At 50.8% G+C, this 14256-nt stretch carries 14 protein-coding genes and 1 pseudogene; 3 read left to right on the forward strand and 12 right to left on the reverse strand.

From position 1 onward, the window contains the following. Position 1: 1 nt before the first annotated feature. The 3 genes from AC0YOB_RS33780 to AC0YOB_RS33790 all read right to left on the reverse strand — a co-directional run bounded on the left by AC0YOB_RS33780 (position 2) and on the right by AC0YOB_RS33790 (position 1954). Positions 2-592, reverse strand: coding sequence for a reverse transcriptase domain-containing protein (locus AC0YOB_RS33780; protein ID WP_475796567.1), 591 nt, complete (start codon positions 590-592; stop codon positions 2-4). Next, positions 505-1056, reverse strand: a complete 552-nt coding sequence (locus AC0YOB_RS33785) for a hypothetical protein (protein WP_475796521.1) — start codon at positions 1054-1056, stop codon at positions 505-507. Before AC0YOB_RS33785 ends, AC0YOB_RS33780 begins: the two co-directional genes overlap by 88 nt. Positions 1057-1678: 622 nt before the next feature. Beyond that, on the reverse strand, positions 1679-1954 hold the full coding sequence (locus AC0YOB_RS33790; protein ID WP_475796522.1) for a hypothetical protein: 276 nt from the start codon (positions 1952-1954) through the stop codon (positions 1679-1681). A gap of 258 nt (positions 1955-2212) precedes the next feature. Here AC0YOB_RS33790 and AC0YOB_RS33795 point away from each other — a divergent pair, with 258 nt between their 5' ends. Beyond that, a complete protein-coding gene (locus AC0YOB_RS33795; protein WP_475796523.1) occupies positions 2213-2560 on the forward strand; it encodes a hypothetical protein in 348 nt (115 codons plus the stop codon). Between the two features lie 111 nt (positions 2561-2671). Here the strand turns inward: AC0YOB_RS33795 and AC0YOB_RS33800 are convergent, their stop codons facing one another. The 8 genes and pseudogenes from AC0YOB_RS33800 to AC0YOB_RS33835 form a co-directional block, all read right to left on the reverse strand. Then, positions 2672-3439 carry a TIM barrel protein gene (locus tag AC0YOB_RS33800; RefSeq protein ID WP_475796524.1) on the reverse strand — a complete coding sequence of 256 codons (768 nt, stop codon included), beginning with the start codon at positions 3437-3439 and terminating at the stop codon, positions 2672-2674. Positions 3440-3629: 190 nt separating this feature from the next. Continuing rightward, positions 3630-4079 carry a MarR family winged helix-turn-helix transcriptional regulator gene (locus AC0YOB_RS33805; RefSeq protein WP_475796525.1) on the reverse strand — a complete coding sequence of 150 codons (450 nt, stop codon included), beginning with the start codon at positions 4077-4079 and terminating at the stop codon, positions 3630-3632. Positions 4080-4227: 148 nt separating this feature from the next. Then, positions 4228-5106, reverse strand: coding sequence for an urease accessory protein UreD (locus AC0YOB_RS33810; protein WP_475796526.1), 879 nt, complete (start codon positions 5104-5106; stop codon positions 4228-4230). A 247-nt stretch (positions 5107-5353) separates the two neighbouring features. Continuing rightward, positions 5354-6016, reverse strand: a pseudogene (gene ureG, locus AC0YOB_RS33815) (urease accessory protein UreG); the annotation flags it as partial. Between the two features lie 64 nt (positions 6017-6080). Continuing rightward, positions 6081-6803, reverse strand: coding sequence for an urease accessory protein UreF (locus AC0YOB_RS33820; RefSeq protein ID WP_475796527.1), 723 nt, complete (start codon positions 6801-6803; stop codon positions 6081-6083). A gap of 12 nt (positions 6804-6815) precedes the next feature. Then, complete coding sequence (ureC, locus tag AC0YOB_RS33825; RefSeq protein WP_475796528.1) at positions 6816-8534, reverse strand: urease subunit alpha; 1719 nt, start codon at positions 8532-8534, stop codon at positions 6816-6818. After that, positions 8531-8899: an urease subunit beta gene (locus tag AC0YOB_RS33830; RefSeq protein WP_475796529.1), complete on the reverse strand. Its 369-nt coding sequence runs from the start codon at positions 8897-8899 to the stop codon at positions 8531-8533. Before AC0YOB_RS33830 ends, ureC begins: the two co-directional genes overlap by 4 nt. 109 nt (positions 8900-9008) lie before the next feature. After that, positions 9009-9317, reverse strand: a complete 309-nt coding sequence (locus AC0YOB_RS33835; protein ID WP_475796530.1) for an urease subunit gamma — start codon at positions 9315-9317, stop codon at positions 9009-9011. A gap of 333 nt (positions 9318-9650) precedes the next feature. Between AC0YOB_RS33835 and ilvD the strand changes: the two genes are divergently transcribed. Beyond that, entirely contained in the window at positions 9651-11336 is a 1686-nt protein-coding gene (gene ilvD, locus AC0YOB_RS33840) for a dihydroxy-acid dehydratase (RefSeq protein WP_210038056.1), read from the forward strand. Between the two features lie 133 nt (positions 11337-11469). On the opposite strand, the gene AC0YOB_RS33845 is transcribed toward ilvD, so the two are convergent. Continuing rightward, positions 11470-12885: a polysaccharide deacetylase family protein gene (locus AC0YOB_RS33845; RefSeq protein WP_475796531.1), complete on the reverse strand. Its 1416-nt coding sequence runs from the start codon at positions 12883-12885 to the stop codon at positions 11470-11472. Between the two features lie 227 nt (positions 12886-13112). Between AC0YOB_RS33845 and ytvI the strand changes: the two genes are divergently transcribed. Then, positions 13113-14231, forward strand: a complete 1119-nt coding sequence (gene ytvI, locus AC0YOB_RS33850) for a sporulation integral membrane protein YtvI (RefSeq protein WP_475796532.1) — start codon at positions 13113-13115, stop codon at positions 14229-14231. Positions 14232-14256: the final 25 nt, after the last annotated feature.

The following is a 14256-nucleotide window of genomic DNA, read 5'->3' on the forward strand; positions in this document are numbered from 1 at the left end:
CTTAGGCGGAGCGAGTCGTTCTTTTACGACTTCCCGTACATGCTTCTCTGCTTTTACGCAGAGCCATTGTTGGGTCGTGTAATACACGTTTCTGTCCCGTTTCCGCTTTTGTCTTCCGGTGGTGCATGCCGAGGAAGTCAAACCCTTCTTCTCCCGTCCATAGCCCCACAATCCGCGTTTTCTCCGGATGCAAGGTCAGTTCCAATCGCGCCATAATCGTTTGTATAAGCTTAAACGCATGTTGCGCGTCCTTCCTTGTCTTGCATACCACGACGAAATCGTCTGCGTACCGCGTCAATTTTCCGACTCCTTTGCCATGTTTCTCCCACAATAGATCGAAGTAGTTCAGGTAGATGTTCGCAGGTAACGGCGATATCACGCCGCCTTGCGGCGTGCCAAGGTCGGTCCGTCTTACTTGCCCTTCCTCCATCACGCCTGCTCCGAGCCATTGCCGGATCAGCTTGAGTATACGTCTGTCGCTGATTCTCATTTCCACCAGCTTCATCAGTTTTTCTTGGTTAATGTTGTCGAAGTAGCCTTGGATGTCGACGTCGACCACCCAATTGCCTTTACGGTTGCATGTTTTGCGGATTCGCTCGAGCGCTTGTTTTGCGCCGCGCTTTGGTCGAAAGCCATACGAGCATTCCAGAAAATCGCTTCAAAGATCGGTTCGACAATCCGTTTCGTTGCCATTTGTACGACGCGGTCTCTCACCGTCGGAATGCCCAGCGGACGTTTTCGTCCATCTTTCTTCGGAATGTAGTGGCGACGAACGGGCTGGGGACGGTAGCTATTCTTCAACAGTTGTTCTTGGCATTGTGCGACGAATTGATCTTCACCTATCTTTGAAATATCAGCCATGGTCTCACCGTCTACGCCTGCCGCACCCTTATTTGCCCTCACTCTTCGCCACGCTTCCTGAAGGACATCCAGTCGATGAACCTTGTCGTACAGTGCATGAAATTTTCTCCGCTTGCTAATCTTGGCAGCATGACCTAGCTTCTCTTGGAGTTGTTGAACTTTTTCCCTAGGTGTCGTTAGCCATTTGGCATTCACTCACTCGTACCTCCTTGAAAAGCTTGAACAAAGCAGGGCGCCTTTCCTCCCGCAGGTTGTGTTGTCCTGCATTCTTCGGTACTATGCACCCCTCGGACTCCCTTCCTGCAGATGGCTCACTTCGTCTTTTTGACTTATAGAGTCTCTCGCTACGAAAAAAAAAGCTTTCGTGCAGGGGAGGGTCTCCCCAGTTCACTGCATTATCTTTCCTACCATGCCGATCCCATTACACCGGGAGATCCTTCGCTGTTGTTCCAAGTTCTGCACAGCTTCCTTGGCCTTCGTCTACGTTTGCAAGACTCGGCTTCCCCTTTTTCCTCTCGCGAGGCCTTTTTGACGATGCGGCAGGATTCACTTCATGTTACGGCCTGGTATGTTGCTCGCCTTGTCTCCGACAAGTACTTTTGTCGATGCGCTTTTACGCACAGATTTCGCCATGCGCAAGCATCTTAGCTACAAGGGTGGCTTGGTCCCTCCCTTGGTTGGACTTTCACCAACTAGATAATGCGTGCCTCTGGGCACGCCAAACGCAAAAAAGAGCAGTCCGCCATCAAGGCGGCTCTGCTCTCTTCATCTTCCTTTCAGGAACCAATAGTGGTCCCTTAATCTGCCATGCTTGACCTTATTCTTCCGATTGCGGCAAGCTGTCCTCAGCCGCTTCCACGATACGGTCGAAGATCTCATCGTCTTCCTCAATCGCCTGCTCAACCGCAAAGATCTCTTCTTCAGATCCCGATTCCGAGCTAAAGCTCAAGCTGTATTCCCACATTTTCCCTTTTTTAGTGAGAAGAGTCACCTCATACGGATATTTATGACCCTCAACCTCGAAGATTACATTCCCTTTATATCCTTCTTCGGCGTCATGGGTCATGCTGGCACTTATAATCTTAATATTCACGCTTAAATCCCCCTTATTTCCTCAGCAGAGAAACGATAACTTGTCTACCTAAAATGTACATGATAAACCTGAAAAAGAAAAGGGTTCCGACTTTAAGCATGAATCTGATTCCAACTCAAATGTAAATAGATTGTCCGGAATTTTTGCATTTCCTCCAAAAATTTTCTTCATTTCTCACAAAAAAACCGTTCCCTTACGTATAATTTTATGATATCATGAAAGCGCTAACAAATTCATCTTATTAAGGGGGCGCGTTACATGATGAATGTGGCATTGAGCGAGCGTAATGTGTATGAGAACTTTGAGGTGGAGACAGATATTCTTTATTTCAACGTCGGCCGTCTGGGTCTCGTTAGCTTCCACGGCAGAAATTATAACATAAAAAAAAGCATGTCTGCTGATCAACTAAACGCTTATATCGCTGACGGACGATTCGTGAAGGTCAACGCAAACTGCTACGTCAATTCCGGGAAAATCATGTCGCTCACCGATGGAATTATTCATTTCCAAGGATGCGGCAGCGATGACAAGCAGGTTCCGGTATCCAAGTGGAGACAGCACCAGATCAAGAATCTGCTTGCCGCCCGCAAGCCAATGGCGATGTAATCGGGCAGGACATATAGTAAACTCCATCACTAGACACAGCCCTTCCGCAGAAGAAAAGCCTTGATGGTCAAGAGAGCAATCTCCTGATGTCATCAAGGCTTTTTTCAATCCCTATTCGAGTCTTGCGGCAATCTCCTGTTTGAACTGCAGCAGCGCCTCATCCGTATCGATCGTATAGCCGCATTCCAGCCCCACGATGCCTTCATAGCCGGTATTCTGAATGGCCTGCAGAATATTCAGGTAGTTCAATTCGCCCGTGCCCGGCTGATTGCGTCCCGGATTGTCGGCAATATGATAGTGGTTGATACGATCCTTGTAGCGCGTCGCGTTGGCAATAACGTGACCTTCGGTAATTTGCTGATGATACACATCGAACACAAGCTTGACATATGGACTGTCCACTTGATCGATAATATCCGCAGCCTCGTATGAATATTGGACAAAATGCCCCTGATGGTTCACGATCCCGTTCAGCGGCTCCACCTCGAGTACAATTCCAGCCTGTTCACAAAGCGGCGCACACCGTTTCAAAGTCTCAACCATCGCTTTACGCTGATATTCACGCGGCAGGCCGTCTATGACCTGGCCGGTTTGCGTAATGATGGATTTGGTCCCCAGCGTATGACAGGCTTCAATGGTCTGCTTCAGATCCTCGATGTAAACATCCCGTTTGCGGTCATCCACCAGATTAAATGATTTTGTGCAGGTCGCCGTTATGCCGGAGCCAATCCGTTGCTGCTCTTTCGCAACCGCTTTCAAATCTTCGATGTTCCACCAGGCATAATACTCCAGACCGGCAAATCCATGCTCGTTTACTTTCTCCAAATGATAAATAAGATCTTTTTCCGGGTACGCTCCAATGCATAATGAAAATTTCATAATCCAAGGTTCCCTCCAGCTCATATCAAAATCAGACTTACTAACGAGTATGCCATATTTCCGCCAAAAGTCCAGGCATTCCCTTCTATTCTCCACTTTAACCCGGCAAAAATAAAACAGCCGCTATCGCCAAAGGCAATAACGGTCTGTATACGATCCTCATTCAAGGCTTCAGATTGCACAAATATTGTTATTCCCGCTCTCTCGCCTTATCCATATTGGCAATAACCTGATTAAACAGGCGGGTCAGCTCACGCACATCATCCTGCGACAGACCTGTGAACATCATTTCCGAAATTTCCGCGCGCTTGTCCTTCAGCTTCTGAACGACATCCTTCCCTTTATCCGTTATCACCAGATAAACGACGCGGCGGTCCTCCAGATCGCGTACTCTCTCCAGATATTCCATATCGATGAGCTTATCGGCGATGCCCGTAATCGCACCCGCCGTAATCAGCAGCTGCTCGGCAAGCGCCGAAGCCTTCTGGGAACCATCTTCATCAAGTCTGATGAGGATACGGGCCTGCATCGCATTTAAGCCGAAATTGCTCGTCTTGGTCCATTCCGAATCCATGCGCCGCTTCATTTGAATAAACGCATTCTCTAACGAAAGAAAATCCTTTTGACGCTGCTCCTTCATGATGGCCCACATCCTTTATTCAATCTTCTATTATTTTAGAACAATATATTTTAGTTGTAAAGTATTTATATCTAAAAGAGATACCCTTTCTTACTATACCACAAATAAAAGGATGACAGATAATCCGCAGTGGATCATCCGTCATCCTTCAGCTGTGAAGCCGCAGCGGCCCAATCCCCAGGAGAGCAGCGCGCGTCGCCTCCCAGGCAGCTGCCAACGCTTCCTGTAGCGGCCATGCCGCCGTGCTTGCCGCCATCACGGCAAAACCATACTTATGTGTTTCCGTTACACCGGCAATGACCGGGTGCTGTTCTCTGACACGCAGTCCTGACACGGCATCGCGGACTGCCTCAATGTGCTTGGCCGTGATTTGATCGGAGAAGGCATAAAATGCACCGGTATGCGTCAAGCCGCCGAAGCAGCCTGGAGCGCTCAGCATATCCGATGCCGGATCGATCAATTGATGCTGGGCGAAAATAAGCTCGTCCTCATAGCTGACCTTCAATCGGTTGCGGTAAATACGGTAAGCGAATGTCTCGCCTCTGAGCGTCCTGCCGGGACACAATACCTCAGCTTGCATCCAGACAGAAGCCTGCGAAAGATTGACCACTGTTTCACTTGAGAAAGCGGCATCCCGATACAGCATGACCGGCTCCGGCATATTTTCCAAGACAGCCCCGGGCGAAAGCGCAAAGGTCTGCCTCATGGAGGACCCGCCGGCAAGGTCCGGGCATGGATGCACCTTGGTGAAGGATTGATTAGTCACATAAACGTGAGCATCTTCATGAGCCGTCCAGTCAAATTCATACCGGTCACCGGCCAAGAGTCCCGGCGAGACGTCCATAACCATAACCCCCACAGGTCCTCCCATAGGGAAGGTCTTCGCAATTTTCACAGGAGCGGTGTGGTATTTCGACTCCACCTGCGTTTGGCCGCCCCGGCGCTCGAAGGCGGCCCGCAGATGGGATACCCTCGCTGCCTGCATATGCTTAAACGTGATTATGGGTGTGTACGGTGCCTGGTTCATGCTTATGCTCAGCCGCCGGTTCTGAAGCTTTCACATGCCCATGATCGCGGGTATGATGGTCATGGTTATGATCGTGATTATGATCGTGATTGTGATCGTGATTGTGATCTTGATTATGATCGTGATTATGATCGTGATTATGATCGTGATTATGGTCTTGAGCTACATTATCATTATGGCCATGAGTTTCATTATGATTGTGTGCCTGCGGCTGATCTGCATGCAGATGATCATGATCCAAGCCTTGGGCATGAGCGAGCTCATGCTCAAGCCAACCGACAATTTGTTCCACGCCAACGCTTCCGAACAGATTGGAGAACACATAAGGGCGGTCTCCCCTCATTCGTTTTGTGTCGTCTTCCATAACCTGCAGGCTGGCGCCGACATACGGAGCAAGGTCAATCTTGTTGACCACGAGCAAATCGGACCGCATGATGCCGGGACCGCCTTTACGCGGGATTTTCTCTCCCTGAGCCACATCAATAATATAAATAAAACGGTCGACAAGCTCCGGACTGAAGGCAGCCGCCAGATTATCGCCGCCGCTCTCGATAAAGATCAGATCAAGCCCTTCGAACCGGCTGGTCAGCTCATCCACGGCTTCGAAATTCATCGAAGCGTCTTCGCGGATGGCCGTATGCGGGCAGCCCCCTGTCTCCACGCCGATAATGCGCTCTTCTGGCAGTACGCCGGTAGCCGCCAGGATGCGGGCATCCTCTTTTGTATAGATATCATTGGTTATAACGGCAACGCTGTATTTATCTTTAAGCGCTCCTGCCATCCGCTCTACAAGCGCTGTCTTGCCCGACCCTACCGGCCCGCCGATACCGATCCGTATGGGACGGGAACGATCGATCGCCGGCTGTTCCCATCCATGATGATGATGACCCTGACCTTGTCCTTGACACATTGCACATACCTCCCAGAATGATTAGTAAATCCTGTTTGACTAAGCGTTCCTTGAGCTTACCCTGTTAAGACATGAACAATCGGGAATAGAGCGTCTCATGCCTCATCATCGCAATTTCGGCCATTGGCATATTTGTGCAGGCGTCCTCCGGCTCCATTCCCTTCACAGCAGACCAGGCACGGCCAGTATGGGGCGCAAGGCGCGCGATTAGCTTCTGCCCTTCCGTCTGTCCGATGGACATCAGCCGAAGCGCGCTGTTGATGCAGGTCACCACACAGGCATACAGATAGCCCTGTACGGACTGCTCCAGCGTTATCCCAAGCTTGCTGCAGGCGTAGCCGAAAACAAGCGGGTGCGTAGCCAGACAGCGGCCCCCTCGCAGGCCTTCAGTAAGCGGCGACCAATCCAGCTGCGGATAGACCTGGGCTGTGAGCTGCAGCAGCCTGCGGCCCATCTTTTGCACGCCTGTGCGGGTTTCCTGCGCGGCACGCTGCACATGTACAAGATGTTCAACCGCCCATAGAGGCTCCCAGTCACCGACAGGCGCGTAGCGGTAAACCGCCTTAATCACCATAGCATCTGCCGTCGACCAGCTTTGGTACAGCATCGCGGTCGCATAAGCCTCCAGCTGCGCGCCCGTGATCAGCTGCCCCTCTTGTACGAGGGTTTCAAGACCGAATGAATGGGAGAAGCCGCCAATGGGCAGCGCCGAATCCAGCAGCTGCTGAAGCGCCAGCCAGGGCAGAATTCCAGAACCGCCCCCGATCCGAGCTTCCTCAATATTCATGCCCTCACCTCATCAAAATAAGAAATACCGCTGCGCCATCGGCAGAACCTCTGCAGGCTCGCAAGTTGCGGGAACACCGTCCACCTTCACCTCATACGTCTCGGGATCCACCTCGATTTTCGGCGTCGCATCGTTATGGATCATGTCTTTCTTCGTCACGCTGCGGCAGCCCCGTACAGGTTCCACCCGCTTGGACAGGCCAAGCTCACGGGCAATTCCGCGGTCATAAGCGGCCTGCGAAACAAATGTGATGGAGCTGTTCGAATTGGCTTTGCCGAAAGCGCCAAACATCATTCGTCCGAAAACCGGCTGAGGTGTCGGGATGGAAGCATTGGGATCGCCCATCTGGGCAAAAGCAATCGTTCCGCCCTTGAGCACCATATCCGGCTTAACGCCGAAGAACATGGGACTCCAAACCACCAGATCGGCGAACTTCCCCGGTTCGATGGAGCCCACCAAATGTGAAACGCCATGCGTGATCGCCGGATTGATCGTATATTTGGCAATATACCGTTTGATGCGGAAGTTGTCCGCCTCGGCTGTCATATCCGGAGCAAGCGGTCCGCGCTGCCGCTTCATTTTATCCGCTGTCTGCCATGTCCGGATGATAACCTCGCCTACCCGCCCCATGGCCTGGGAATCGGAGCTGATCATGCTGAAGACGCCCATATCATGCAAAATATCCTCTGCGGCGATCGTCTCCGGACGAATCCGTGAATCGGCGAAGGCCACATCCTCGGGAATGCTGCTGTCCAGGTGATGACATACCATAAGCATGTCCAAATGCTCTTCAATGGTGTTGATTGTAAAAGGCCGGGTTGGATTCGTCGAGGACGGAAGCACATTCAGCTCTCCGGCAGCGCGGATAATATCCGGAGCATGGCCGCCTCCGGCGCCCTCCGTATGATAGGTATGGATCGTCCTTCCTTTGAACGCTCCAAGCGTATCCTCCAGGAAACCCGCCTCATTGAGCGTATCCGTATGAATGGCGACCTGGATATCATACTGCTCGGCTGCTGCCAGACAGGTATCAATCGCCGCCGGAGTCGTTCCCCAATCCTCATGCAGCTTAAGTCCGATCGCGCCCGCTTCAATCTGCTCGATCAGCGGACCGGTGAAGGATGCATTTCCCTTCCCGGTAAATCCCAGATTCATGGGGAACGCTTCTGCCGCTTCCAGCATGCGCCGCATATGCCAGGCTCCCGGCGTGCAGGTGGTGGCATTCGTCCCCGTAGCCGGTCCCGTCCCGCCCCCGATCATCGTCGTCACGCCGGAGGAAAGCGCCGTCTCAATCTGCTGCGGGCAAATAAAATGGATATGCGAGTCAATCCCGCCCGCCGTAACAATTTTACCTTCGCCGGCGATCACTTCCGTGCTGGCGCCGACGACCATGTTCGGCATCACACCGTCCATAATATCCGGATTGCCCGCTTTGCCTATTCCGACAATCAGACCGTCGCGAATGCCGATATCGCCTTTTACGATGCCCCAGTGGTCGATGATGACCGCATTGGTGATCAGGGTATCCAATACGCCATCATCGCGGAGCGCCCCGCTGGATTGTCCCATTCCGTCACGAATGACCTTGCCTCCGCCGAATTTGCATTCATCTCCATAGACCGTATAATCCTGTTCAATCTGCGCCCACAGCTCCGTGTCTGCAAGGCGTACGGCATCGCCGGCGGTAGGTCCGAACATTTGCGCATAGCTTCTGCGATCCATACGGGTCATGACGGCTCTCCCTTCCATACGGCCAGCCTTGCCCGAACCTCGTCCGGCATTTCTCCCCGAACAGCAGGTCCATGCGTCAGACCATTCAAGCCAAACGAGCGTTTCAGCCCGCCGAGCTCCACCAGCTGAACCGGCTTCTCTTCACCGGGCTCGAAACGGACAGCCGTTCCTGCCGGAATATCAAGCCGCATGCCAAACGCCGCCTCGCGGTCGAACTCCAGCCCGCGGTTCACCTCAAAAAAATGAAAATGCGATCCGACCTGCACCGGTCTGTCGCCTGTATTTACGACTACAAGCTCCGCTCTGGCTCTGCCTGCATTCAATTCAATTCCGCCAGGCAGAGTACGGTATTCTCCAGGTATCATGACATCACCCTCCCTAGCTTGAGGTTTGCCGGGCAAACATCTCATGTTCATATACGATTGCAACTATTGCTTTTGTTAAAAATCAATCTTTTCAGAAAAGGGAATGAGTTCATGGATGGGCAATGGGATGGTGAATCGTCACAAGCTTCGTGCCGTCAGGAAAGGTAGCTTCCACCTGTACCTCATGAATCATTTCAGCCACGCCGCTCATGACTTGCTCGTAAGACAGGATGCGGGTGCCTTGTTCCATCAGCTGGGCCACAGTCAGCCCGTCGCGGGCGCCTTCCATGATCTCGGAAGTAATGAGCGCCACGCTCTCCGGATAATTCAGCTTAACCCCTCTCCCGAGACGTCTGCGCGCCAAATCAGCAGCGATAGTAATGAGCAATTTTTCCTTCTCGCGTTCTGTCAACTGCATGGGTTCACCTCATAAATGTAGTATCTCTTCCTCAATCCATCAACAAGCAGTTAAGCTTTCTTACATTATAACGGCCGAATGGCATCAAGTAAACATTCGATGTTAGATTTAATGACATTAACTAACGGTTGACTCTCATGTTCCTCTCTTTAAATTGCACAGCTTTCATAGCATCCCTCTTTTTGCCCAGGCCTTGCCAATACTAGTCATAGCGTTTGCATTGTGATAAACTTAAAGGCATTGATCTTGCGCAAATTGGCCTTTACGGAAGAAGCTTTTGCTGGCTGAAACAGCCGCAAAAACGGCACTTACTTACACATTGGAGGGACATGCATGGCGACACAAAAAATGCGTTCAGATATGATCAAAAAGGGGTTCGACCGCGCTCCTCACCGCAGCTTGCTGCGCGCTGCCGGAGTTAAGGAAGAAGATTTCAACAAACCGTTTATTGCAGTATGCAACTCGTATATTGATATTATTCCAGGTCATATGCATCTTCAGGAATTCGGCAAGCTGGTAAAAGAAGCGATCCGCGAAGCAGGCGGAGTGCCGTTTGAATTCAACACGATCGGCGTCGACGACGGCATCGCTATGGGCCATATCGGTATGCGCTATTCATTGGCAAGCCGCGAGATTATCGCCGATTCCGTAGAAACGGTCGTTAATGCCCACTGGTTCGACGGCATGGTCTGTATTCCCAACTGCGACAAAATCACGCCAGGCATGATCATGGGCGCCCTGCGCGTCAATATCCCGACCATGCTCGTCAGCGGCGGACCGATGAAAGCCGGTAAAACGGCGGACGGCCGTTCGATTTCACTCTCCAGCGTATTTGAAGGCGTAGGCGCGCACCAAGCGGGTAAAATCGACGATGCCGCTCTGCAGGAGCTTGAGCAATACGGCTGTCCAACCTGCGGATCCTGTTCGGGCATGTTCACAGCCAATTCCATGAACTGTCTGGCCGAGGGTCTGGGACTTGCTCTTCCAGGCAACGGAACGATTCTGGCGGTCTCCCCAGAACGTAAGGAATTCGTCAAACAAGCTGCCCGTCAGCTGATGAATCTTATCGAGCTTGATATCAAGCCGCGCGATATCGTCACCATCGAATCCATCGATAACGCTTTTGCGCTGGATATGGCGATGGGCGGATCCACCAATACCGTTCTCCATACTCTGGCTATCGCACATGAAGCAGGAATCGAATATCCGATCGAACGTATCAACGAAGTGGCAAGCCGGGTTCCCCATCTGGCCAAGGTTGCTCCCGCTTCCGATTACCATATTGAAGATGTGCATAATGCCGGCGGCGTAAGCGCCATTATCAACGAGCTGTTCAAGAAAGAAGGCGCCCTTACTGGCGACGTTATCACCGTTACCGGCAAAACCCTTCGCGAGAATGTAGCCGGAGCCGAGATTCTGGACAAGGATGTCATCCGCACCCTGGACAACCCGCATAGCGAACGCGGCGGACTGGCCGTTCTGTTCGGCAATCTTGCGCCAGGCGGCGCGATTATCAAAGTAGGCGCAGTCGACAAATCGGTTGGCGGTTATCTGAAGGGACCGGCTATCTGCTTTGATTCCCAGGACGAAGCACTTGCGGGCATTGCGGGCGGCAAGGTCAAGGAAGGCCATGTAGTCGTAATCCGTTATGAAGGTCCTAAAGGCGGACCGGGCATGCCCGAGATGCTGGCTCCAACCTCGCAAATTGTTGGTATGGGACTTGGCGCCAAAGTAGGTCTCGTAACGGACGGACGCTTCTCCGGCGCCTCGCGCGGCATCAGTATCGGCCATGTGTCACCGGAAGCTGCCGAAGGCGGCCCGATTGCTTTCGTCAACGACGGTGATCTCATTGAGCTGGATATGAACAACCGTACGATGAATCTGCTTATCAGCGATGAAGAATTCGAGCAGCGCAAAGCCAACTGGAAAGGCTTCGAGCAAAAAATCAAAAGAGGTTACCTGGCCCGGTATTCCTACCTTGTAACTAATGCCAGCACCGGCGGCGTCATGAAAATGTAGCTTGCGCAGAGGAAAGCTCTAAAGCTTTCCTCGCTATTGAAAAAACGCTTTGCCTCCGGCATTTAAATGCCAGAAGCAAAGCGTTTTTTTGCATACATGACTCTCTTGGCAGCAAAAACAAAAAGAAATGCCGTCAAGGAGTATATTCCCTGGCGGCATTTCCATTATCGTAGACGGCATGCGATACTGCCGGCCGACCCGGCGTTTGCAGCTTGTCATCGAAGTCCGCTGCAGCAGTCCACTTGGGAGTAAAATCATCCCCCTTGCCGTATCGATGCCAGAACTCCTCCATCGACATGGCAATAATTCGCGGTGTCAGCTTGCTGCCTTGCTCTTTGATTCTGCGTTTCCCTGAAGGATGTAGCACCCTCAGAAGAAGCTTTAAGTAAATCCGTGTCATTTTGTCGAATAAGCCCTTGGGCAGATCCAGCACGCTAAACCCGAACTGCTCTGCACCCCGGTTAATCATGCTGATTCCATACAAGCCCTGAACATGCTCAAATTCCTGTCGTCCTGCAATTTGAGCGGCAAGCTTGGGCATTCCCTTCTCCACTTCACGGATAAGACGAATGGCAACATGCATCATGGAGCGGGCTTCCGTCATCAATTGGAACAGCTTGTTGTTGTCAAAATGCAGCTCGATAACCTCATCCTTATCCTTGATGACCTGCCCGTCTGAAAGCATAAGCGGCTCTCCGCGGTAAGGAACAACCCGGATATGAAAGATGGAATCCTCTCCGCCGGATTTTACCCGGAAAAGGAAATGAAAAATTTTCTCCCAGCCCATCCAGCAGGCAATGGAAGAACGCTTCAGCCATCCAAGAGCGCGGCGGCTTGTTTTGTGCCGGTCCGTAATGGCGATCATTTCATTAATGGCCACGAACCTGTAGCCCCGGTTCACGCCCTCTTCGAGATAAGTCTCCAAAGCTTCCAGCATATTGGCCGGAGCCTCAAGATCCGCGCCGAATGTTGCGCCGCAGTCATGCAGCAGAATGATCTCGCCAGGGCGGAGTTTTTTCATCAGCCGCTTCTTCAAGCGTCTGACACCAACTCTTTTGCGCCAATCGCCGAACAGGGAGGACCATAATATAATCTGCAAATGTCCCATATTGGAGAAATCAAATAAATTCACGATTCCCCAGGGAGGCCGATAATACGCGGAAGGAGCTCCCGTTGCCTGTTTGATCAGCTCCGACGTGCGGTGAATTTGTCTTGTAACCGTTCTTGGACGCATGAACCAGTTGGACTTATGAACATAATTATGAATCCCGATAATGTGACCTTCATCATGCATGCGTTTGAGCAGTTCTGGGTGCTTCTCCGCATGAATGCCGACAACAAAAAATGTGGCTTTTGCATTGTAACGCTTTAACAAGTCAAGCAGTAAAGGGGTATATTTTGGATCCGGTCCATCATCGAATGTAAGAGCAATTTCATGACTGGCAAGTCCCTTCTTGAACACTCGAAAGCCGAAGGTTCGGCTTATAATCCCCGGAAGAAAAGCATAAAACGTCAAAATATAAAAGCCCCATAGCAGGAAGTTTTCCATATCTCTATCCCCACCACCCTAGTTTATATCCCTGCTAATACTGGTAGACGGAGCACTAATGTTCCCTCATTTCATTGTAACATAATGCTGACGAAAACGGCTATGGTTTGATGTTAAGCCTTTGTTTTTTCCTAGTGACTAATTGAAAGAAATATTGGGAAACTCTAGAAAATTAGTGTACAATCATGAGGGATATTCAAGCATCATATGTGTAAAGGAGTAAAAAAATGATTTCCTTCTACCAAAAATATTGGCGCACTGCTTTTGATATTGCGCTGATCGTGCTCACCGTGTACCTGATCATGCTGGCCTTCAGTTATGTGTACCGCATTGCCACTCCGATATTCCTCTGCTTCGTTATCTTTATGTTTATTGAACCGCCAACCAGATGGATGACCAGAATCGGTATTCGAAGATCAATTGCAGCCGCCATATCCGTGCTTATTTTCACGCTTATTATTCTTGGAGCGTTTGTAGGGGCAGGATTCATTATGACATCCCAAATTACCGGACTTGCTGAAAAGCTTCCTTATTATCAGCAATTATTCACGGATCAATTCCAGAAAAATTCGGCATTTTTTGCAGACAAAATGCAGGCGCTTCCGCCTGGCTTAACCGATAAAGCAACCGAGGTTGTAGGCTACATCACAAACTGGGGCCAAAAAATCGCCACTACTTTTCTGCTTTCCCTGGGCGGTTACCTGAAATCGGTCTCCGCCTTCATCTTAAATTTTGCCATCGGCATCATTCTTGCTTATTTTCTCAGCCTCGAAATTGCCGATTGGAAAAAAATGGCCAGCGAGAAAACACCCCGAACGTTCAAAACCGCCTATTATTTTTTGCGCAATAATGTATTTGCCGGAATAAGCGGTTATCTCAAGGCGCAGGGCAAGCTGATTTCCATCACCTTTTGCGTAATATTCGTTTGTCTCCTGCTGCTTGGCGTGGACAATGCGTTTTCTATCTCTTTGCTTTCCGCCGTATTTGATGTTCTCCCTCTTCTCGGCGTGGGAACGGTCTTCATTCCCTGGATCATCTATTTGTTCATCGTTGGCCAAACGACTTTGGCCATATGGCTTACAGTATTATTCCTGGTCGTTGTGCTGACCAGACAGATCCTTGAGCCGAAAATCACCGGAGATACGCTTGGTGTTTCCGCTTTTACCATGCTCGCTTTCATGATCATTTCGCTCTCTTTGTTCGGCATAGCGGGCGTGATCCTGTCGCCGATTTTAATGATTTTAATCAAGGCCTTATACGATCAGGGATATTTTCACCGGTGGATTCATTTGCCCAAGGGAGAATATGATCAGACGTCTCAAGAACCGCCCCAGACGATGTCTTGACGAAAAAAAGATGCATAAATAAGCA

The organism is Paenibacillus sp. JT31N17, from assembly GCF_056269255.1.

Bases quoted from the DNA above. Each gene is read 5' to 3' on its own strand.
- AC0YOB_RS33795 (WP_475796523.1), top strand. From the start codon at position 2,213: ATGATGAATGTGGCATTGAGCGAGCGTAATGTGTATGAGAACTTTGAG.
- AC0YOB_RS33800 (WP_475796524.1), bottom strand. From the start codon at position 3,439: ATGAAATTTTCATTATGCATTGGAGCGTACCCGGAAAAAGATCTTATT.
- AC0YOB_RS33805 (WP_475796525.1), bottom strand. From the start codon at position 4,079: ATGAAGGAGCAGCGTCAAAAGGATTTTCTTTCGTTAGAGAATGCGTTT.
- AC0YOB_RS33810 (WP_475796526.1), bottom strand. From the start codon at position 5,106: ATGAACCAGGCACCGTACACACCCATAATCACGTTTAAGCATATGCAG.
- AC0YOB_RS33820 (WP_475796527.1), bottom strand. From the start codon at position 6,803: ATGAATATTGAGGAAGCTCGGATCGGGGGCGGTTCTGGAATTCTGCCC.
- ureC (WP_475796528.1), bottom strand. From the start codon at position 8,534: ATGACCCGTATGGATCGCAGAAGCTATGCGCAAATGTTCGGACCTACC.
- AC0YOB_RS33830 (WP_475796529.1), bottom strand. From the start codon at position 8,899: ATGATACCTGGAGAATACCGTACTCTGCCTGGCGGAATTGAATTGAAT.
- AC0YOB_RS33835 (WP_475796530.1), bottom strand. From the start codon at position 9,317: ATGCAGTTGACAGAACGCGAGAAGGAAAAATTGCTCATTACTATCGCT.
- ilvD (WP_210038056.1), top strand. From the start codon at position 9,651: ATGGCGACACAAAAAATGCGTTCAGATATGATCAAAAAGGGGTTCGAC.
- AC0YOB_RS33845 (WP_475796531.1), bottom strand. From the start codon at position 12,885: ATGGAAAACTTCCTGCTATGGGGCTTTTATATTTTGACGTTTTATGCT.
- ytvI (WP_475796532.1), top strand. From the start codon at position 13,113: ATGATTTCCTTCTACCAAAAATATTGGCGCACTGCTTTTGATATTGCG.